Origin of the sequence: Streptomyces sp. NBC_00190 (assembly GCF_036203305.1) — a bacterium.
In the GTDB taxonomy this organism is placed as follows: Bacteria; Actinomycetota; Actinomycetes; order Streptomycetales; family Streptomycetaceae; genus Streptomyces.
This window is the reverse complement of the sequence record NZ_CP108131.1, coordinates 5,106,430-5,126,608: the sequence shown is the minus strand read 5'-3', so window position 1 is coordinate 5,126,608 and position 20,179 is coordinate 5,106,430. Positions and strand designations below refer to the sequence as shown.

At 68.9% G+C, this 20,179-nt stretch carries 17 protein-coding genes; all 17 read right to left on the bottom strand.

Annotated features, from left to right (window positions below):
- The 17 genes from OG429_RS24870 to typA all read right to left on the bottom strand — a co-directional run bounded on the left by OG429_RS24870 (position 1) and on the right by typA (position 19,952).
- On the bottom strand, positions 1–741 hold the full coding sequence (locus OG429_RS24870; RefSeq protein ID WP_328927478.1) for an ABC transporter permease: 741 nt from the start codon (positions 739–741) through the stop codon (positions 1–3).
- Positions 738–1,673 (bottom strand): ABC transporter ATP-binding protein, encoded by a 936-nt coding sequence (locus tag OG429_RS24865; RefSeq protein ID WP_328927477.1) that lies wholly within the window; start codon positions 1,671–1,673, stop codon positions 738–740. Before OG429_RS24865 ends, OG429_RS24870 begins: the two co-directional genes overlap by 4 nt.
- A gap of 131 nt (positions 1,674–1,804) precedes the next feature.
- Complete coding sequence (locus OG429_RS24860; RefSeq protein ID WP_443051277.1) at positions 1,805–3,793, bottom strand: hypothetical protein; 1,989 nt, start codon at positions 3,791–3,793, stop codon at positions 1,805–1,807.
- Positions 3,794–3,998: 205 nt separating this feature from the next.
- Positions 3,999–4,382: a DUF6113 family protein gene (locus OG429_RS24855; protein ID WP_328927475.1), complete on the bottom strand. Its 384-nt coding sequence runs from the start codon at positions 4,380–4,382 to the stop codon at positions 3,999–4,001.
- Positions 4,379–5,275 carry an N-acetyl-1-D-myo-inositol-2-amino-2-deoxy-alpha-D-glucopyranoside deacetylase gene (gene mshB, locus OG429_RS24850; protein WP_328927474.1) on the bottom strand — a complete coding sequence of 299 codons (897 nt, stop codon included), beginning with the start codon at positions 5,273–5,275 and terminating at the stop codon, positions 4,379–4,381. Before mshB ends, OG429_RS24855 begins: the two co-directional genes overlap by 4 nt.
- Positions 5,276–5,299: 24 nt before the next feature.
- On the bottom strand, positions 5,300–5,494 hold the full coding sequence (locus OG429_RS24845; protein WP_053677094.1) for a hypothetical protein: 195 nt from the start codon (positions 5,492–5,494) through the stop codon (positions 5,300–5,302).
- Between the two features lie 354 nt (positions 5,495–5,848).
- The gene (locus tag OG429_RS24840) at positions 5,849–6,901 is read right to left on the bottom strand and encodes an ABC transporter ATP-binding protein (RefSeq protein WP_328927473.1); all 1,053 of its coding nucleotides are present in this window, start codon (positions 6,899–6,901) and stop codon (positions 5,849–5,851) included.
- Positions 6,894–7,877, bottom strand: coding sequence for an ABC transporter ATP-binding protein (locus tag OG429_RS24835; RefSeq protein WP_328927472.1), 984 nt, complete (start codon positions 7,875–7,877; stop codon positions 6,894–6,896). Before OG429_RS24835 ends, OG429_RS24840 begins: the two co-directional genes overlap by 8 nt.
- A 12-nt stretch (positions 7,878–7,889) precedes the next feature.
- Complete coding sequence (locus OG429_RS24830; RefSeq protein WP_328927471.1) at positions 7,890–8,915, bottom strand: ABC transporter permease; 1,026 nt, start codon at positions 8,913–8,915, stop codon at positions 7,890–7,892.
- Positions 8,908–9,831, bottom strand: a complete 924-nt coding sequence (locus tag OG429_RS24825; RefSeq protein ID WP_328927470.1) for an ABC transporter permease — start codon at positions 9,829–9,831, stop codon at positions 8,908–8,910. The genes OG429_RS24830 and OG429_RS24825 overlap by 8 nt, the downstream gene beginning before the upstream one ends.
- A 92-nt stretch (positions 9,832–9,923) precedes the next feature.
- Positions 9,924–11,558: a peptide ABC transporter substrate-binding protein gene (locus OG429_RS24820; RefSeq protein ID WP_328927469.1), complete on the bottom strand. Its 1,635-nt coding sequence runs from the start codon at positions 11,556–11,558 to the stop codon at positions 9,924–9,926.
- Between the two features lie 245 nt (positions 11,559–11,803).
- Positions 11,804–12,856, bottom strand: coding sequence for an ABC transporter ATP-binding protein (locus tag OG429_RS24815; RefSeq protein WP_328927468.1), 1,053 nt, complete (start codon positions 12,854–12,856; stop codon positions 11,804–11,806).
- Entirely contained in the window at positions 12,849–13,895 is a 1,047-nt protein-coding gene (locus OG429_RS24810; protein WP_405681365.1) for an ABC transporter ATP-binding protein, read from the bottom strand. Before OG429_RS24810 ends, OG429_RS24815 begins: the two co-directional genes overlap by 8 nt.
- 20 nt (positions 13,896–13,915) lie before the next feature.
- Complete coding sequence (locus OG429_RS24805; protein WP_328927466.1) at positions 13,916–14,860, bottom strand: ABC transporter permease; 945 nt, start codon at positions 14,858–14,860, stop codon at positions 13,916–13,918.
- Entirely contained in the window at positions 14,853–15,785 is a 933-nt protein-coding gene (locus tag OG429_RS24800; RefSeq protein ID WP_328927465.1) for an ABC transporter permease, read from the bottom strand. The genes OG429_RS24805 and OG429_RS24800 overlap by 8 nt, the downstream gene beginning before the upstream one ends.
- 174 nt (positions 15,786–15,959) lie before the next feature.
- Positions 15,960–17,594 (bottom strand): peptide ABC transporter substrate-binding protein, encoded by a 1,635-nt coding sequence (locus tag OG429_RS24795; RefSeq protein ID WP_328927464.1) that lies wholly within the window; start codon positions 17,592–17,594, stop codon positions 15,960–15,962.
- 453 nt (positions 17,595–18,047) lie between these two features.
- Positions 18,048–19,952 carry a translational GTPase TypA gene (gene typA, locus OG429_RS24790; RefSeq protein ID WP_328927463.1) on the bottom strand — a complete coding sequence of 635 codons (1,905 nt, stop codon included), beginning with the start codon at positions 19,950–19,952 and terminating at the stop codon, positions 18,048–18,050.
- Positions 19,953–20,179 lie beyond the last annotated feature (227 nt).

The following is a 20,179-nucleotide window of genomic DNA, read 5'->3' as shown; positions in this document are numbered from 1 at the left end:
TCATGCCTTCATCGAGTCCTTGCGGTACAGCCAGGCGGCGGCACCGGTGAACAGTACGAAGTACACCGCGAGGATCGCCACGTCCTTGGCCTGGGGCGCCCCGCCGAGCTCGATGGCCTGGCCGAGGCCCGCGTAGGCGTGGGTGGGGAGCCAGCTCGCGATGGTCTGGAGCCACTGCGGGAAGTTCGTGGTGGGCATCCACAGGCCGCCGAGGATCGACAGGCCGAAGTAGAAGATCATCGTGATGGGGCGGACGGTGTCCCCGCTCGCCAGGTAGCCGATGGCGACGCCGAGCGCGGCGAAGACGAGGCTGCCGGCCCAGATCGCACCGGTGAGGGCGAGCCACTGCCAGGCGGCGAACCGTACGTCCTTCACGGCGGCCGCCACCGCGAAGACGATCACGATGGACGGGAGCGAGAGCACGCCCGCGCCGGCGGTCTTGGCGAGGACGTAGCCGCGGCCGGGCAGGGCGGTCAGCCGGAGCTGGCGGACCCAGCCCTGCTCGCGCTCCTTGGCGATGCGCTCGCTGTTGCCCATCAGGACGGCGGTCAGGGCGCCGAAGGAGGCCATGGCGACCATGTAGAAGGCGGGCATGGTCAGTTCGGTGCCCATGACCTTCGTCGTGCCGTCGAGGGTGCCGCCGAGCATCAGGAAGAGGGCGGCCGGGTAGAGCACGGTGAAGAAGATGTACTTCTTGTTGCGCAGGGCGCGGGTGATTTCGAGCTTGATCAGGGCGTTCACTTCGAGGCCTCCTCGGTGAGGGCGATGAAGGCCTGTTCCAGGCCGAGGCCCGCGACCTCCAGGTTGCGGGGGTAGAGCCCGAGCGCGTAGACGGCGTGCACGGTCGCGTCGGCGTCGCGGGACTGGAGCCGCACGGTCGCGCCGTGCCGCTCGTAGGCGGTGAGGGCGGGCAGGGCGCGGAGCATCTGCTCGTCCACCGGGTCCTGGGCGTCCAGGTCGAAGGAGATCTTCCGGGCGCCCGCCCTGGCCTTGATCTCGGCGGCGGTGCCGTCGGCCAGCAGCCGGCCCTTGTTCAGCACCAGCACCCGGTCGGCGATCGCGTCCGCCTCTTCCAGGTAGTGCGTGGCGAACAGGACGGTGCGCCCCTGGGCGGCCTGTTCCCGCATGGTGGCCCAGAAGGCCTGGCGGGAGGTCACGTCCATGCCGGTGGTCGGCTCGTCCAGCACGATCAGGTCGCTCTGTCCGGCGGTGGCGAGGGCGAAGCGGACGCGCTGCTCCTGGCCGCCGGAGAGCTTGTTGACCATCCGGTCGGCTATGCCGTCGACCCCGGCGCGGGCCAGCACCTCGTCCACCGGGTACGGGCGGGGGTGCAGGGAGCAGCCGAGGGCGACGATTTCGCGTACGGTCACCTCCTCCATCAGGCCGCCGCTCTGGAGCATCGCGCCGACGCGGCCGGCGGCGACGGCCTCGCGCGGGGTGGTGCCGAAGAGCCGGACGGAGCCGGAGTCGGCGGGGCGCAGGCCGAGCAGGAGGTCGAGGGTGGAGGATTTTCCGGCGCCGTTGGGGCCGAGGAGTGCGACGGTCTCGCCCGGGTGGAGGGAGAGGGAGAGGCCGTCGACGGCCCGGACGGTGCCGTAGCTCTTGGTCACGTTCTCGAAGCTCACCACGGTGTCGGTGGCGGGCTTCGCGGTGCGTGTCGCGGTCGTCGTCATGGCTCAAGATTCGCCCGCACGGGGTCTCGCGCGGCAGTGCCGACCGTCGTGGGTGCCGCATGACGGATGTCATGCGGCGGACATGACGGTGCCCCCGCCCGGGTGGGGCGGGGGCACCGGTGTGGGGCTGCCTAGCTCGCGTTGGTGTCGATGACCGCGGTCCGCTCGGCCGTCGTCTTGCCGCGCAGGGCCTTGACGAGGGCGCCGGCGACGTCCTGCGGGGTGACGGCGGTCTTGGAGCCGTCGCCGCGGGTGATCAGGACGCCGTCGAAGGCGTTCCCGTAGGTCTGCTTGAGGGCTTCCAGGTCGAACTTCTCGACGAGGTGGCCGTCGACCGGCTGCATGCTGAGGATGCGGGGCAGGGACTTGCTGCCGAAGGGGATGGACTTGGTGCCGGCCTTGACCGTGGCGTTGGCGGACATCGCGGGTTCGGCGAAGTCCTTCATGGCCCGGTCGAGTTCGGCCTGGTCGATGACGGGCGCCTTGGTGGTGACCGGCAGCTCGGGCACGGTCGGCTTGCCCGTGGCCACCATGTCGCGGAAGGCCTTGGTCACCTGCGGGACGGAGGCGTCCACGTCCAGGGTGGTGCCGGCGGTGCCGGGGACGGCCACGGCCTTGCCGGTGTCGAACTTGATGGTGCCCTCGGTGGCCGAACCGGAGGTGCCCGCGAGCTCCTGGAGCGCGACCTGGAGCTTCTCCTCGTCGACCGGCAGCACGGCGTCGGCCTTGCGCTCGTTGCCGAGGAGGGAGCCGATGACGGTGATCGGGTTGTAGTCGCTGCCGGCCGCGTTGCGGACGGTGGTCTGGCTGTCCAGGGTCAGGCCGGCCTTCTCGGGCTTCAGCTCGACCTGCTTGCCGCCGACGCTGACCTGGAGCGGGGTGGTGGCGCGGCCGCCGAAGGCCGTCTGGAGCTTGGCCACGGCCTCGTCGCGGCTGCCGCTGATGTCTACGCCGAGGACGGTGGTGCCCTTGGGGACGTCGGAGTGGTTCAGGAGCAGCCCGGCTCCGTAGGCCACGCCGAGGAGGACCACGGCGGCGCCGCCGAGGAGGACCAGCTTGGAGCGGCCCTTCTTGGCGGGCTTGGCGGCCTTGGCGGGGGCGGCCTTCTCCTGCTGGGCCGCCGGGCGCGGGGCGGCCGGGGCGGGCGCCGGGACCGGGGTCGGCACACGGTCCGCCTCGGGTCCGGGCCAGCTCGGCGCCCCCTGGGCCGGGGAGCCGCCGACGGGGCCGGTGCCGAAGCCGGGTCCGCCCGTGGGGCCGGGGAAGCCGTCGGCCTGGCTGTCGTAGACGGGGAACGCCTCGGTGACGGGGCCGTCGGCCTGGCCGCTCCCGTACGCCGGGAAGCCCTGGGTCGATCCGACGCCGGGGCCGCCGGGTGCGGGGGCGGCCGGGGAGAAGCCCGGACCGTAGTCCGCGACCGGCGGGGGCGGGGTGCGCGGCGCGGCGAAGCCCGCGTCGGCCACCGGCGGGGCCTGGGTGCGCGCGGGCGGCGGGAAGCCCGCGCCCGGCCCGGCCGGAGCCGGCGGGGTGGCCCGCGGAGCGGGCGACGGGGCCCGGCCGGCCACGGGCGGCGCGGCCTGCTCCCGGACGGGCAGCGGCGGGAGGGCCGCGGGGGCCGGGGCGGATGCCTTCCGGGGAGCGAACCAGTTGCTGGCCGGCTCCTCGGCTTCGCCCGCGCCCTGGGCGCCGGCCGGCTCCTGCTCGGCCTCGATCCGGGTCGGCACGGGCTTCGGCCGCTGCGCGAGCGGCGGCTCGGGCGCCCGCCCGGGCGCCGGCTCGGACGCCTGCTGCGGCGTCGGCCGGGTGTCCGGCGCGGCGTCGGCCTCTCCGGAGCCGCTGCCCATCGCCTTGCGTACGACCACCGGCGGGATCGGCCGCGAACCCGGGATGTTGATCCGGATCCGGGTCGTCAGGGTGGTCTCGGTCTTGGGCCCGTCGGAATCGGGCGTGGACGGCTTCGAGGTCACAGAGTTCTCCTCCGGGGCGGTCGACGCGCCGGGCCCAGGTGGCACAGTCGTGGACGGATACTGGCCGGTTCCATACGGCGGCGTACCCGAGGGGTATGCGGCTCCACCGCGCCCGTTGGGCCCGGAGGACGAACTGTCAGTTTCACGACTCAAGGCAGGTTCTCCCGGTTGGCTCCGCCGCCCGTCATACCGTGCGCGGGCAGCTCGGCGGCCCGTCCACCATACTGGCCGTCGCCGCCGGGCAACTGACCCAAGGGAATCCCTGGTTCCTCATAGGCCCCGCCAAACCCCCCTGAAGCGGCCCTCGGGCCCCGGTCCGCTCGTGCCGCGCCGACTCCCTACGGAGTCCGACACCACGTCACTTGGCAGGCCGCGCGGCCGAAACCGGCCGATCCAGCGGACCGCGCATCGTGGCACACATCACAGCGAGCACCGTTCCACCCAAAAGGTAGGCGTACAGGCCGATTCCGGACGAACTGAGCAGGAAGTCGCCCTCTGGGCGCGGGGCGCCGAGCAGCACGTACGCGAGGAACCAGCCGACCGCGGCCCCGCCCACCCCGAGTCCGGTCCCGAGGGCGATCCGCCCGCCGAGGAACAGTCCGAAGGTCGCCAGCAGCGCGAGGAGCAGGCCGCCGGGGAACCACAGGTCCACCACCAGCCAGCCGGCCGTGCCGGTCAGGGCGCCCACCACCAGCAGGCCCAGGCCGCCGGCGATCCGCGCCGGGGTCAGCGTCCCGGTCACGCGTCCACCCCCGCGAAGAGGTCGTGCTCGCGCTCGCCCGCCGGTGCGCCCGGACGGCCCTGCACGAGTTCGTAGTACTCCCGGGCGAACAGCGGCTGCGCGAGGTCGTTGGAGAGGGCGAAGAAGGGCCCGTCCACGGCGATCTGGGTGGCGTGGGCGCGCATGGCGGCCGCCTTCGCCGCCACGAACCGCTCCTCGGCGCCGATCTCCGCGGTGATCCGCTCGTCGGGGACGACCCCCGGCACGTCCTCCGGCGAGGCCAGCCCCGGGAAGGGCGCCGCGTCGCCGACCGCCCTCAGCCTGGCGAAGCCCTCCTCGACCACCGAGAGCGGGACGCGGTTCCAGTAGATCTTCCCGACCGCGTGCGGCTCACCGAGGTCACGCCGGTACGCGCCCTCCGCGGCGAGTTCGGCCGCGCGCATGGCGACCCGGTGCGCCTGGATGTGGTCGGGATGCCCGTAACCGCCGTCCGGGTCATAGGTGACGAGCACCTGCGGACGCACCTGCCGGATCACCTCCACGAGGTAGGCGGCGGCCTCGTCCACGTCGGCGGACCAGAAGGCCTCCGGGCGGTGGTTCTGCGGGGCGCCCATCATTCCGGAGTCCCGGAAGCGGCCGGGGCCGCCGAGGAACCGGTGGTCGCCGACGCCCAGCTCGGCCATGGCGGCGGCGAGTTCGCCGACGCGGTGGGCACCGAGGCTGTCGTCGCGGTCGGCCGCCAGGTGGGCGAGCGCGGGCGGGATGACCTCCCCCTCCTCGCCGAGGGTGCAGGTCACCAGGGTGATGTGGGCACCCTCGGCCGCGTACTTGGCCATGGTGACGCCGTTGTTGATCGACTCGTCGTCCGGGTGCGCGTGCACGAGGAGCAGACGACGGGCGGGAAGACCGTTCATGGCGCCTAGCGTACGAGGCGAGTCCTAGAACTTGAGCCCACTGATCATGCTGGCCACGTTCGAAGTGAGCTGGCTGAGGGTCGGGGCGATGGTGGAACTCGCCAGATAGAAACCGAGGAGCACACAGACCACCGCGTGTCCCGCCTTCAGGCCCGACCTTCGGACCAGCAGGAATACGACGATCGCCAGCAGCACCACGGCCGAGATCGAGAGTGCCACGGCGTTTCACCTCCACGTCGAGCGGACATCGGTACACGATTCGTGCTCGGCGAGAGTCATACCCACCGTGCGCTACGGATCATAACTTTCCGTACCAGCGCATCGATCGAAATCCGGCAGCACAAGGGGCGCACGCCGCGCATGGACAGGGTCACCGGGGAGGCCGGCCGGAGGGGCTGTACGCCTCCCCGGCCGGCTGTCGGCACCCGCACGGCCGCACGGCATCCAGGCTGCATGCCCCAGATCTCGGGGCAGAAACGGTCAAGTTGCCCCCGTGTAAACGACGTTGAGCAGCGGAGCCGTCGATTCCCCGCCGGATACCCGCGGGTGGCCGGAAATGATCGACGGCGTGAGCTACTCCTTCGTGAGCGGAGGCGGCGGAGAGGCCGTCGGCGGGACCACCCGCTTCTCCGCCGCGAAGTGACAGGCCGACGGGTGGGCCGCCGGCCCGGACGGGAAGGCCGCCGGGACCGCGAGCAGCGGCACCTCCACCACGCACCGCTCCTGGGCCTTCCAGCAGCGGGTGCGGAAGGGGCATCCCGAGGGCGGGTCCGCCGGGGACGGCACGTCGCCGGAGAGGATGATGCGCTCCCGGTGGGTGCGGGCCTCCGGGTCGGGGACGGGTACGGCCGACAGCAGGGCCTGGGTGTACGGGTGGGTCGGGTGGTCGTAGATCTGGGTGTCGGTGCCGATCTCCACGATCCGGCCCAGGTACATGACCCCGACCCTGTCCGAGATGTGTCGGACGATCGACAGGTCGTGCGCGATGAAGACGTAACTCAGCCTGAACTCGTCCTGGAGGCGCTCCAGCAGGTTGATCACCTGGGCCTGCACGGACACGTCCAGGGCGGAGACCGGCTCGTCGGCGACGATGATCTCGGGCTGGAGGGCCAGGCCGCGGGCGATGCCGATGCGCTGGCGCTGGCCGCCGGAGAACTGGTGCGGGTACCGGTTGATGTACTCCGGGTTCAGGCCCACCACGTCCAGCAGGTCCTGGACCTTCTGCCGGCGCGAGCCCTTCGGGGCGACCTCCGGGTGGATGTCGTACGGCTCGCCGATGATGTCGCCGACCGTCATGCGCGGGTTCAGCGAGGTGTACGGGTCCTGGAACACCATCTGGATGTTGCGCCGGACCGCCTTGAGGGCGCGCCCGGACAGCTTGGTGATGTCCTCGCCCTTGTACGAGATCGCGCCGGCCGTAGGCCGTTCCAGGTTGACCAGCATCTTGGCGACGGTCGACTTCCCGCAGCCGGACTCGCCGACGATGCCCAGCGTCTCGCCGGCGCGCAGGTCGAAGGAGACCCCGTCCACGGCCTTGACCGCGCCGATCTGCTTGCGGAAGACGATGCCCCGGGTCAGCGGGTAGTGCTTGACGAGGTCCTTCACTTCCAGAAGGGACTCAGCCATGGAGGCACTCCTTCCAGAAGTGGCAGGCGCTGCTCCGCCGCACCGGTGACCCGGTCACCGCGTACAGCGGCGGGACGTCGGTCCGGCACACCGCCTGCGCCATCGGACAGCGCGGGTTGAAGGCGCAACCGGGCGGGATGGCCAGCAGGTTGGGGGGCAGGCCCTTGATCGCGTACAGCTCCTGGCCCTTCTGGTCGAGGCGCGGGATGGAGTCCAGCAGGCCGCGGGTGTACGGGTGCGCGGGCGCCCGGTAGATCTCGTGCACCGGGGCCGCCTCGACGATCCGGCCCGCGTACATGACGGCGATCTTGTCGGCGACGTCGGCGACCACGCCGAGGTCGTGGGTGATCAGGATCAGCCCCATGTTCAGCTCGCGCTGGAGCTCGGCCAGCAGGTCCATGACCTGCGCCTGGACGGTCACGTCGAGGGCCGTGGTCGGCTCGTCGGCGATGATCAGCGAGGGCTCCAGGGCCAGCGCCATGGCGATCATGATGCGCTGGCGCATGCCGCCGGAGAACTGGTGCGGGTAGTCCCCCACCCGCTGCTTCGCCGCCGGGATCTTCACCCGGTCCATCAGCTCGACGGCCTTGCCCTTGGCGTCCTTGCGGGACATCCCGCGGTGGACCTCGTACATCTCGCCGAGCTGCGCGCCCACGCTGAGCACGGGATTCAGGGAGGAGAGGGCGTCCTGGAAGACCATGGCCATGTCGGCGCCGCGGATCTTCCGCCGGTCCTCCTCCTTCATCTTCAGCAGGTCCTGGCCCTTGAAGAGGATCTCGCCGCCCGCGATCCGGCCCGGGGGCATGTCCAGGATGCCCATGATCGCCTGGGCGGTCACCGACTTGCCGGAGCCGGACTCGCCGAGCACGGCGAGGGTCTCGCCCTCCTCCACCGAGTAGTCGACGCCGTTGACCGCCTTCGCGACTCCGTCGCGCGTCTTGAATTCCACGTGCAGGTCGCGGACTTCGAGCAGCATGTGCGGGGCTCCTCAGCGCAGCTTGGGGTCGAGGGCGTCGCGCGCCGCGTCGCCGAGCATGATGAAGGCGAGCACGGTCAGGCTGAGTGCGGCCGCCGGGTAGAGCAGCATGTGCGGGGCGTTGCGGATCTGCGAGGCCGCGTTGGAGATGTCGATGCCCCAGGAGACGGTCGGCGGGCGCAGGCCCACGCCGAGGAACGACAGGGTGGCTTCCAGCGCGATGTACGTCCCGAGCGCGATGGTGGCGACCACGATGACGGGCGCGACGGCGTTGGGCGCCACGTGCCGGAGCAGCATCCGGCCGTTTCCGGCGCCGAGTGCCCGGGCGGCCTGGACGTAGTCGTTCTGTCTGACGGTGATCACCGAGCCGCGGGCGATGCGGGCGACCTGCGGCCAGCCGAGCAGCACGATGAAGCCGACGACGGGCCAGACGGTGGTGCTGGTGACGACGGACAGGAAGACCAGGCCGCCGAGGACCACCGGGATGCCGAAGAAGATGTCCGCGACCCGGGAGAGCAGGGCGTCCCCCCAGCCGCCGAAGAAGCCGGCGAAGCCCCCGAGCGCCGAGCCGAGCAGCGCCGCGCCGAGGGTGGCGCAGACGCCCACGGTGATGGAGGCGCGGGCGCCGTAGACGGTACGGGTGTACACGTCGCAGCCCTGGGTGTCGTAGCCGAAGGGGTGGCCGGGGGCAGAGCCCTGCTGCGATTTGGACAGGTCGCACTGGAGGGGGTCACCGCTCGCGATGAGCTGGGGCCAGATCGAGATGACGATCAGGAAGAGGATCATCAGGGAGGAGATGATGAAGACCGGGTTCCGGCGCAGCTCGTGCCAGGCGTCGGACCACAGCGAGCGGGCCTTCTCCTTGGGGCCGGCGGGACCGCGGGGCTCCGCGTCCTTCTCGATGCCCTCGACGCTCTCGGCCTCTTCGATGGCCAGGTCTATGGGACCGCCCTGGCCGGTGGGGGACACGGCCTCATGGGGGCGCGGCCCCACGGGGTCGTAGCCGCCGGGGCCTGCGGGGCGCTCGGGGTCAGGCATAACGGATCCTCGGGTCCAGGACCGCGTAGAGCAGGTCGACGAGCAGGTTCGCCAGCAGGAAGACGATGACGAGGATGGTCACGAAGCCGACGACCGTGGGCGAGTTGTTGCGCAGGATGCCCTGGTAGAGCTGGTAGCCGACGCCGTGGATGTTGAAGATCCTCTCGGTGACGATGGCCCCGCCCATCAGGGCGCCGATGTCGGTGCCGATGAAGGTGATCACCGGGATGAGCGAGTTGCGCAGCAGGTGCCGGGTGACGACCCTGCGGCGCGGCAGGCCCTTGGCGGTGGCGGTGCGGACGTAGTCGGCCTTGGCGTTCTCGGCGATCGAGGTGCGGGAGAGCCGGGTGACGTACGCCAGGGACACGAGGGCGAGCACGATGCCGGGCAGGATCAGCTCGCTGAAGGGGGCGTCCGGGGAGACGGTGGGCTTGACCCAGCCCCATTTGACGCCGAAGAGGTACTGGAGCAGATAGCCCGTCACGAAGGTGGGCACCGAGATGACGACGAGGGTCATCACCAGTACGGAGGTGTCGGCGGCCTTGCCGCGGCGCAGTCCGCTGATCACGCCGAGGGTGATGCCGAAGACGATCTCGATGACGATCGCGACGACGGTCAGCCGCAGGGTGACGGGGAAGGCGCTGGCCATCAGCTCGGTGACCGGCTGCCCGTTGAAGGCGGTGCCGAAGTTTCCCTGGAAGATCTGCCCCATGTAGTGGAGGTACTGCTTCCACAGGGGCTGGTCGAGGAAGAGGTCCTTGCGGATGCGCGCGGCGGTGGCGGGGTCGGGTGCCTTGTCCCCGAAGAGGGCCGCGACCGGGTCACCGAGCGCGTACACCATGAAGAAGATCAGGAACGTGCTGCCGATGAACACCGGGATCATCTGGAGCAGCCGCCGGATCACGTAACGTCCCATGGAGTGCTCCATGTGTGTGGGTGGGCACGTGTCGGTGTTCGGCGGGCCCCCCGCACGGCGGGAGGCCCGGATCCGTGTGATCCGTCAGCCGGTCAGCTGACCTTGATCTCGTCGTAGACCGGAACGCTGAACTGGTTGAGCGCCACGTCCGTGAGCCGCTCGGAGTACCCGGCGCTGCCGTTCTGGTACCAGAGCGGGATGGAGGGCATCTGCTCGGCGAGGATCTTCTCGGCGTCCTGGAACGTGGCGATCGCCTTCGCCGCGTCGCTCTCCTGGTTGGCCTGGTCGACGAGCTTGTCGAACTCCGGGTTGCTGAACTTCCCGTAGTTGGAGGAGGCGCCCGTGTAGTACAGCGGCTGCAGGAAGTTCTGGATCAGCGGGTAGTCGGCCTGCCAGCCCGAGCGGAAGGGGCCCGTCAGCTTGTAGCTGCTCTGCTGGTTGCGGAAGTCGGCGAAGGTGCCGACGGGGTTGACCGTGCACACCGGGCCCTCGCCGAGCGCGTTGTTGATGCTGTTGCAGACGGCGTCCATCCAGTCGCGGTGCGATCCGGTGTCCACGTTGGAGGTCAGCGTGACCTTGCCGCCGGGGAGCCCGCCGCCCTCCTGGATGAGCTTCTTGGCCTCGGCGGGGTCGTACACGCAGGCGTCGCCGCAGATGGTCGCGGAGAAGCCGCCCTTCTCCCCGAGGGCCGGGGAGGTCCAGTCCTTGGCGGAGGTGCGGGTCTCCTGGAAGATCTGTTTGGTGATCTCGTCACGGTTGATCGCCCGCGAGATGCCCAGGCGGACCTTCTCCGTGCCCGGCTTGCTCCACTGCGGGTCGTACAGGGGGAAGGTGAGGGTCTGGATGATGAGGGCCGGCTGGTTGATGTACCGGTCGCCGAGGTCGTTCTTGACGTTCTTCAGCTGCTGCGCCGGGACGTCGTCGACGAGGTCGAGGTTTCCGGAGATCAGGTCCGTGTAGGCGGTGTTGTTGTCGGTGTAGACCTTGAGGTCCACCCCGCCGTTCTGGGCCTTGTCCGTACCGGGGTAGGCGTCCCACTTGCGCATCTTCATCCCGGTGCCCTTGGTGTACGAGTCCACCATGTACGGGCCGTTGCCGACGGGCTTGGCGAGCCAGCCGGCGTGATCGGTGAAGAAGGCCTTGGGCAGCGGGGAGAAGGCCTGGTAGCCGAGGGTCTGCGGCCAGGTGGAGAACTTCTCCTTCAGGGCGACGGTGAAGGTGTTGGAGCCCGTGACGACCAGCCCCTTCATGGTCTTGGCGGTGGGCTCGCCGGTGGCGGGGTGCACGTCCTGGTAGCCGACGATGTCCGAGAAGAACGGCGAGTTGTTCTGCTTGTTGCGCACGTCCGCCCCGTAGTTCCAGGCGTCCACGAAGGACTGGGCGGTGACCGGCTCGTCGTTGCTGAACTTCCAGCCGCTCTTCACCGTGATCGTGAAGTTCTGGCTGTCGGTCGTCTCGAACTTCTCGGCGAGCATGTTCTCGGCCGCGCCGGTCTTCGCGTCGTAGCGCTTCAGACCCCGGAAGAGCATGTCGAGGACCTTGCCGCCCTGCACCTCATTGGTGTTGGCCGGCTCCAGCGGGTTCTGCGGGTCGCCCCACGAAGAGCTGATGATGCCCGCACCCTCGCCACCGCCGCCGCTGCTGTCGCTGTCGCCCCCGCAGGCCGTCGCCGTGAGGGCGACGGCCACCGCACATGCGGCCCACTTGGCGTGGGTGGCTCCGCGCATGGAGTGCCTCCTATGGATCCCAAGACTCACTTGGGCCCTATGTCACCCCATGTAGCGTCCGGCACACCCCCGGTTGGACCGATTGCACCCCCGCTCGCGCCCCCTGTCACCCCTCCGGGTGCAAAGGCAGGTCCGGTGCCCACCGCGTGGCGCGTGCCCGTGCCGGGCGGAAAAGGCGAGGGCGCCCGGGCCGGAGGAATCCGGTCCGGGCGCCCTGGACGCCGTACGGCCGCAGCCGCGGGAGGTCAGACGGCCAGGACGGCCTTCTCCTCCGCGAAGTGGCAGGCAGACTCGTGCGCGGCGAAGGTGTCCTGCCCCTTGAAGCGCTCCGGGATCGCCAGCAGCGGCTCCTCGACGGAGCACTTGTCCTGGACCTTCCAGCAGCGGGTGCGGAAGCGGCAGCCCGACGGCGGGTTGGCCGGGGACGGGACGTCACCGGTGAGGATGATCCGCTCGCGGCCCTCGCGGGCCTCGGGGTCCGGAACCGGAACGGCCGACAGCAGCGCCTGGGTGTAGGGGTGCGTCGGGTGCTCGTAGATCTGCGCGTCGGTACCGATCTCGGCCATCTTGCCGAGGTACATGACGCCCACGCGGTCCGAGATGTGCCGGACGATCGACAGGTCGTGCGCGATGAAGACGTAGGACAGGTTGAACTCGTCCTGCAGCTTCTCCATCAGGTTGATGACCTGGGCCTGCACCGACACGTCGAGCGCGGAGACCGGCTCGTCGCAGATGATGATCTCCGGGTTGAGCGCGAGGCCGCGGGCGATGCCGATGCGCTGGCGCTGGCCGCCGGAGAACTGGTGCGGGTACCGGTTGATGTACTCCGGGTTCAGGCCCACGACGTCCAGGAGTTCCTGGACCTTGCGGCGCCGGTCGCCCTTGGGAGCCACCTCGGGGTGGATGTCGTACGTCTCGCCGATGATGTCGCCGACCGTCATGCGCGGGTTCAGCGAGGTGTACGGGTCCTGGAACACCATCTGGATGTTGCGCCGGACCGCCTTGAGGGCGCGCCCGGACAGCTTGGTGATGTCCTGGCCCTTGTAGAAGACCTCGCCGGCCGTCGCCCGCTCCAGGTTCATCAGCAGCTTGGCGACCGTGGACTTGCCACAGCCGGACTCGCCGACGATGCCCAGGGTCTCGCCCCGGTACAGGTCGAAGGAGATCCCGTCGACGGCCTTGACCGCGCCGACCTGCTTCTTGAACAGGATGCCCTGGGTCAGCGGGAAGTGCTTGACCAGGTTGCGGACCTGGAGGATCGGCTCGCGCTCGGTGGTGTCCTTGGTGAGCTCAGCCATGGAGCTGCTCCTTCCAGAAGTGGCACGCGCTGCGGCGGCCCGGCAGCTCGGTGCCGTCCTGCTCGCTGACCACCGCGAGCGCGGGGACCTCCGAGTGGCAGATGTCCTGCGCGGCGGTGCACCGCGGGTTGAAGGAACAGCCGCTGGGCAGACGCAGCAGGTTGGGCGGCAGGCCCTTGATCGCGAAGAGCTCCTGGCCCTTCTGGTCGAGACGCGGGATCGAGTCCAGCAGACCGCGGGTGTACGGGTGCGCCGGGCGCTTGTAGATCTCGTGCACCGGGGCCGTCTCGACGATCCGGCCGGCGTACATGACCGCGATCTTGTCCGCGACGTCGGCGACGACGCCGAGGTCGTGGGTGATCAGGATCAGACCCATGTTCAGCTCGCGCTGGAGCTCGGCCAGCAGGTCCATGACCTGGGCCTGGACGGTCACGTCGAGAGCCGTGGTCGGCTCGTCGGCGATGATCAGGTCCGGCTCCAGCGCGATCGCCATGGCGATCATGATGCGCTGGCGCATACCGCCCGAGAAGTGGTGCGGGTAATCGTCCACGCGCTGCTTCGCAGCCGGGATCTTCACCTTGTCCATCAGCTCGATGGCCTTGAGCCGGGCTTCCTTCTTCGACAGGCCCTGGTGGACGCGGAACATCTCGCCCAGCTGGTAGCCGACGGTGAGCACCGGGTTCAGGGAGGACAGCGCGTCCTGGAAGATCATGGCGATCTTCCGGCCGCGGATCTTCCGCCGCTGCTCGAAGGTCATCTTCAGCATGTCTTCGCCGCGGAAGAGGATCTCGCCCTGCGGGATCTTGCCGGGCGGCATGTCGAGGATGCCCATGATGGCCTGGGCGGTCACCGACTTGCCGGAGCCCGACTCGCCGAGCACGGCGAGGGTCTCTCCCGCGCTCACGCTGTAGTTGACGCCGTTGACTGCCTTGGCCACGCCGTCGCGGGTGTGGAACTCCACGTGGAGGTCGCGCACTTCGAGGAGCGGGCCCTGCTTGTCCCCGTCACGCGGGGAGGGAATTGCACTGGTGTTGTCCATGGTGATCACTTACGCCCTCCTCAGCGCAGCTTCGGGTCGAGGGCGTTGCGAACCGCTTCGCCGAGCATGATGAACGCGAGGACCGTGAGGCTCAGCATGATCGAGGGCCAGAGCAGGATGTGCTGCGCCACCCGGATCTGCGCGGCACCGGCGGAGATGTCCACACCCCACGAGATGGTGGGGGACGCGAGGCCGAGACCCAGGTAGGACAGGGTCGCCTCGGCGGCGACGTAGCCGCCCAGCGCGATCGTGGAGACCACGATCACCGGTGCCATGGCGTTCGGCAGGATGTGCCGGATCAGGATGCGGGTGGTTCCCGCGCCCAGCGCCTTCGCGGCGTGCACGTAGTCCGCCTGCTTCACGGTGATGACCGCACCGCGCATCACGCGGTTGATCTGCGTCCAGCCGAGGAAGGCCAGGGCGAAGACGACGGTCCACACGGTGCGCTTGGTGAAGGCCTGGAGGACGACCATCGAGCCGAGCAGGAAGGGGATGCCGAAGAAGACGTCGGTGACGCGGGACATGATCGCGTCCGTGAGACCACCGAAGTAACCCGCGATCATGCCCGTGATGCCGCCGACGACCGTGACGATCAGGGTCACGGCGACAGCGACGATGATCGAGGCGCGGGTGCCGTAGATGAGGCGCGCGTAGACGCTGCGGCCCTGGCCGTCGTAACCGAGCCAGTCGGGCGAACCGACGCTGCCCAGCTCCGGCTTGGTCAGGAAGTGGTGGACCAGGTCGCCCTTGGTGGGGTCCACGCTGGTGAACAGGCCCGGGAAGGCGGCGATCACCAGCAGGATGAGGATCAGCACGGAGGAGACGACGAAGTACGGGTTGCGACGCAGGTCGGCCCAGGCGTCGCCCCACAGGCTGCGCGCCTTCTCCGCCTTCGCCGGCTCCACCGGGGCCTGCGCGGACGGGTTCACGGCCGTCGCGGTGTCGGTCTTGGTCATGTCAGGCATACCGGATCCTCGGGTCCATGACCGCGTAGAGGAGGTCGACGAGCAGGCTGGCTATCAGGTAGACCACGACCAGGACGGTGACGACACCGACGACGGTCAGGCCCTCGCGGCGGACGATCGAGTCGTAGATCAGACCGCCGACGCCCTTGACGTTGAAGATGCCCTCGGTGACGACGGCGCCGCCCATGAGGGCGCCGATGTCGGTACCCAGGAAGGTCACGACGGGGATCATCGAGTTGCGCATGAGGTGCACACCGATGACGCGGCTCTTGGGCAGACCCTTGGCGACCGCGGTGCGCATGTAGTCGGCGCGCAGGTTCTCGGCCATCGAGGTGCGGGTCAGGCGCGCCACGTAGGCGAGCGAAAGCGATCCCAGCACGATGGCCGGGGCGAGCAGTTCGCTCCACAGCTCGTCGTTGCTGACGTTGGGGTCGATCCAGCCGAGCTGGAAGGCGAACACCGACTTGACGATGAAGCCGAGCACGAAGACCGGCATCGAGATGATCAGCAGCGTCAGGATCAGGACCAGGTTGTCGGCGAGCTTGCCGGCCTTGAGGCCCGCCACGATGCCGAGGCCGAGACCGAGGACGATCTCGATGGCGAAGGCCATCAGGGCCAGGCGCAGCGTCACCGGGAAGGCGCCGCCGATGACCTCGGTGATCTCACGGCCGCTGCGGATCTGGGACCCGAAGTCGAAGTGGAACAGGATGCCGGAGATGTAGTTCCAGTACTGCTGCAGGATCGGCAGGTCCAGGCCGTGCTCGTGGCGGAGCTTGGCCAGGGTTGCGGGGTCGGTGCCCTTGTCCCCGAAGAGTCCGGCCACGGGGTCGCCGGGCAGGCTGTACACCATCAAGAAGATGAGCAGGGTCGTCCCGAAGAAGACCGGGATCATCTGGAGCAGTCGTCGTGCGACATAGCGCCCCATCGTGCCTCCGTAGAAGATGCGGCAGGCGCAGCCGGACGGGCCCTTTCGCCACGCACGCGCGTGACGGTTCCGTCACTGCGTCGCGAAAGGGCCCCCCGGGCGCTGCGTATAGGCCCGGATGCGGGCCGGCTCCCCGCCGGCCCACATCCGTCGAACGAAATTACGCGGCGGAACTTACTTCTTGACCTCGACATCTTCGATGATCGGGTCGCCGTCCTGGGCGTACTTGACGTTCTGGACCTTCTCCGAGTAGCCCGCGTTGACCTTGTAGTACCAGAGCGGGATCGAAGGCATGTAGTTGACCAGGTCCTTCTCGATGGCCTGGTACGCCTTCACGGACTCGTCCAGGCTCGCAGCGGTGTCAGCCGCGGCGATCTTGGCGTCGAGCTCCGGGTTGGTGAAGCCGCCCTGGTTACCACCGGCGCCCGTACGGAACAGGTCGCTGATGAAGTTGGCGTTCACCGGGTAGTCGAGGACCCAGCCGGAGCGGTAGATCGACTTGACCTGCTTCGACTTGCGGGCCTGGAGGTCGGCCTGGAAGTCGGGCTTGGCGTCACCGGTGCACTTCACGCCGGTGGCCTGGGTGATGCTGTTGCAGACAGCCTCGACCCATTCCTTGTGGCCGCCGTCCGAGTTGAACTGGATCGAGATCTCGTTGTTCGGAACGCCACCACCCGCGGTGATGAGCTCCTTGGCCTTGGCCGGGTTGAACTTGGTGACGTCACCGGTGGCGTTCGGCGTGTAGCCGAGGACGCCCTTGGCGACCCAGCCGGTGGCGGGCTCGCGGGTGCCCTGGAGCACCGTCTTGGTGATGGTGTCGCGGTCGATCGCCATCGACAGGCCCTGGATGACCTTCGGGTCGACCGGCTTCGGGGTCTTCCACTGGTCGGCGTAGAACGCGATGGCCAGCGTCTGGACGGCGGAGTACGCCTGGTCCACGGCACGGTCACCGAGGTCGGCGCGGTAGACCGGGAGGTCCTTCGGGCCGATGGTGCGCAGGACGTCGACGTTGCCGGACTTCAGGTCCTCGTAGGCGGTCTCGACGGTGGAGTAGTTCTTGAGGATCACACCGCCGTTCTTCGCCTTGTTCGCGCCCTTGTAGTCGTCGAAGCGGGCCAGCTCGATCTGCTTCTTGTGCTCCCAGGACTTGAACTTGTACGGGCCGTTGCCGACCGGCTTCTCACCGGCGGCCGCGGGGTCCTTGTAGAAGGACTCGGGCAGCGGGGAGAAGACCTCGTAGCCGAGCTTGTACGCGAAGTACGGGACGGCGGTGGCGAGTTCGATGGTGAAGGTGTTCTCGTCGACGACCTTCAGACCCTCCATCGCGGTGCCGGTGGGCTTGGCGCCCTCGGCCTCGGGGTGGACGGTCTCGAAGCCCTTGATGTCCGCGAACCAGGACGCGTTGCCCTGCTTGTTGTCGATGTTCGCGGCCCAGTTCCAGGCCTTGACGTACGAGTCGGCGGTCACCTTGGTGCCGTCGTGGAACGTCCAGCCCGACTTCAGCTTGACGGTCCAGAGCTTGCTGTCCTTGGACTCGACCGACTCGGCGTTGACCATGGTCAGCTTGCCGTCGGCGTCGTAGTCGACCAGCTGCGAGAACAGGCCCGACATGACGATGGAGCCGTTGGACTCCATCGTGTCGGCCGGCTGCAGGAGCTTCTCGGGCTCGCCGACCTCGACCGAGTAGATACCGTTCGGGTCAACCTCGCCCTTGCCGGCCGCCTTGTCGTCACCGCCGCCACAGGCAGTTGCTGCCAGGGCGACGACAATCGCGCCCGCTACCCACTTGGCGCTCTTGGCACCGCGCATGGGTTTCCTCCTCATGAGTCCACTGTCAGATGTGAAGGACACCGATACGTTTCGCCGACACCCCTGACGGCGATTAGGAACGGTGTCCCGAGTGTGCTCGTGAGTCGGCGCTCCCCACAGCGCGTGACCCATTGACCCGAGCTCAATGGAGCCATCCTCAGGGACTCTTAGACCGTAAACCACACTTAAGTGGTCTCGTTTTCACAACATCACCCCAGGCCGAAAACCCGAAATCCGGACAAACGGATAGGAGACAGACACGTGCGAAACGGACGGTTAGCTCACCTTCCGGAGTGTCACGGTCGGTATGCGGACACCTGAACACAAAAATCCGCTTGACAGACGCGAACAGCCCCTCCCGTCACGGACTCCGTGACGGGAGGGGCTGTTGCGTACTACGGCTGTGCGACCGAGAAGGTCACCGCGCGAGCGGCGACCGGGCTCGGCAGGGTACTACTTGGCGGACTTGGCGCGCGACGCGGTGCGCGAGCGCTCCTTCTGGTCCAGGACGACCTTGCGGATGCGGACGGCCTCGGGGGTCACCTCGACGCACTCGTCGTCGCGGCAGAACTCCAGGGACTGCTCCAGGGAGAGCTTGCGCGGCGGCACCACGTTCTCGGTGTTGTCCGCGGAAGCCGCACGCATGTTGGTGAGCTTCTTCTCCTTGGTGATGTTCACGTCCATGTCGTCGGCGCGCGAGTTCTCGCCGACGATCATGCCCTCGTACACCTCGGTGCCGGGGTCGGTGAACAGGACGCCGCGCTCCTGCAGGTTGATCATCGCGAACGGTGTGACCGAACCCGCGCGGTCCGCGACCAGCGAACCGTTGTTACGGGTCACCAGCTGGCCGAACCACGGCTCGTGGCCCTCGTGGATCGAGTGGGCGATACCGGTACCGCGGGTGTTCGTCAGGAACTCCGTACGGAAGCCGATGAGACCGCGCGACGGGACGACGAACTCCATGCGGACCCAGCCGGAGCCGTGGTTCGACATGTTGTCCATGCGGCCCTTGCGGACGCCCATGAGCTGCGTGACCGCGCCCATGTGCTCCTCGGGGACGTCGACCGTCATGCGCTCGACCGGCTCGTGCACCTTGCCGTCGATCTCCTGCGTGACCACCTGCGGCTTGCCGATGGTCAGCTCGAAGCCCTCGCGGCGCATCTGCTCGACCAGGATGGCGAGCGCGAGCTCACCACGGCCCTGGACCTCCCAGGCGTCCGGGCGCTCGGTGTCCAGCACGCGCAGCGAGACGTTGCCGACCAGCTCGCGGTCCAGACGGTCCTTGACCTGGCGGGCGGTGACCTTGCGGTCCTTGACCGCGGACTTGGCGTCCGCGCCCTTGCCGCTGCCGCCGCGGCCGACCATCGGGGAGGTGTTCGTACCGATGGTCATGGAGATCGCCGGCTCGTCGACCGAGATCAGCGGGAGCGCGATCGGGTTCTCCGGGTCGGCCAGGGTCTCGCCGATCATGATGTCGGGGATACCGGCGACGGCGCAGATGTCACCGGGACCCGCCACCTCGGCCGGCTTGCGGGTGAGCGCCTCGGTCATCATCAGCTCGGTGATGCGGACGTTCGACATGGTGCCGTCACGCTTGATCCACGCGACGGTCTGGCCCTTGCGCAGCTCGCCCTGCTCGACGCGGAGCAGCGCGATGCGGCCGAGGAAGTTGTCGGCGTCCAGGTTGGTGACGTGGGCCTGGAGGGGGGCCTCCTCGTCGTACACCGGGGCGGGGACGTGCTCCAGGATGGTGGAGAAGAACGGCTCCAGGCTGTCGCTGTCCGGGGGGACGGTGCCGTCCTCCGGCTTGGTCAGCGAGGCGACGCCGTCACGGCCGCAGGCGTAGACGATCGGGAACTCGATCTGGTCCTCGGTGGCGTCCAGGTCCAGGAAGAGGTCGTACGTGTCGTTGACGACCTCGTCGATCCGGGAGTCCGGCCGGTCCGTCTTGTTGATGCAGAGGATGACCGGCATGTTCGCCTGCAGGGCCTTGCGCAGGACGAAGCGGGTCTGGGGCAGCGGACCCTCGGAGGCGTCCACCAGCAGAACGACGGCGTCCACCATCGACAGACCGCGCTCGACCTCACCACCGAAGTCGGCGTGGCCGGGGGTGTCGATGATGTTGATCGTGATCGGGGCCCCGCCGTCCTTGGGGTGATACTTCACCGCCGTGTTCTTGGCGAGGATCGTGATGCCCTTCTCACGCTCCAGGTCGTTCGAGTCCATCATGCGGTCGTCGAGGTGCTGGTGGGCGGCGAAGGCACCGGCCTGCTTGAGCATGGCATCGACGATGGTCGTCTTGCCATGGTCGACGTGGGCGACGATGGCGACGTTACGGATGTCGTGGCGCGTGGGCACTTCGGCGCTTCTCCCGGGATAGTGGATGGCGTCGCGTACGGTCCGGCACGCTCGCCTCGGCCGGGCGAAAACCTGCCACGGCCTTACCCCATGGTACGTCGCGTGGCGGGAACCGCCTGCCGGGGGTCTGTCAAGAGGCCGGACGAATGAGGGAGGCCGGGTGCGATGTGGGGTGCACCGGCCGCCCGTCCTGCCTGTATTCATGCGGGTCAACGGGTGTCCATGAC

Excerpts from the sequence above, each read along its gene's own strand:
- OG429_RS24815 (WP_328927468.1), bottom strand. The coding sequence starts at position 12,856 with ATGGCTGAGCTCACCAAGGACACCACCGAGCGCGAGCCGATCCTCCAG.
- OG429_RS24825 (WP_328927470.1), bottom strand. The coding sequence starts at position 9,831 with ATGGGACGTTACGTGATCCGGCGGCTGCTCCAGATGATCCCGGTGTTC.
- OG429_RS24840 (WP_328927473.1), bottom strand. The coding sequence starts at position 6,901 with ATGGCTGAGTCCCTTCTGGAAGTGAAGGACCTCGTCAAGCACTACCCG.
- OG429_RS24830 (WP_328927471.1), bottom strand. The coding sequence starts at position 8,915 with ATGCCTGACCCCGAGCGCCCCGCAGGCCCCGGCGGCTACGACCCCGTG.
- OG429_RS24865 (WP_328927477.1), bottom strand. The coding sequence starts at position 1,673 with ATGACGACGACCGCGACACGCACCGCGAAGCCCGCCACCGACACCGTG.
- OG429_RS24820 (WP_328927469.1), bottom strand. The coding sequence starts at position 11,558 with ATGCGCGGAGCCACCCACGCCAAGTGGGCCGCATGTGCGGTGGCCGTC.
- mshB (WP_328927474.1), bottom strand. The coding sequence starts at position 5,275 with ATGAACGGTCTTCCCGCCCGTCGTCTGCTCCTCGTGCACGCGCACCCG.
- OG429_RS24810 (WP_405681365.1), bottom strand. The coding sequence starts at position 13,895 with ATGGACAACACCAGTGCAATTCCCTCCCCGCGTGACGGGGACAAGCAG.
- OG429_RS24795 (WP_328927464.1), bottom strand. The coding sequence starts at position 17,594 with ATGCGCGGTGCCAAGAGCGCCAAGTGGGTAGCGGGCGCGATTGTCGTC.
- OG429_RS24800 (WP_328927465.1), bottom strand. The coding sequence starts at position 15,785 with ATGGGGCGCTATGTCGCACGACGACTGCTCCAGATGATCCCGGTCTTC.
- OG429_RS24805 (WP_328927466.1), bottom strand. The coding sequence starts at position 14,860 with ATGCCTGACATGACCAAGACCGACACCGCGACGGCCGTGAACCCGTCC.
- OG429_RS24835 (WP_328927472.1), bottom strand. The coding sequence starts at position 7,877 with ATGCTGCTCGAAGTCCGCGACCTGCACGTGGAATTCAAGACGCGCGAC.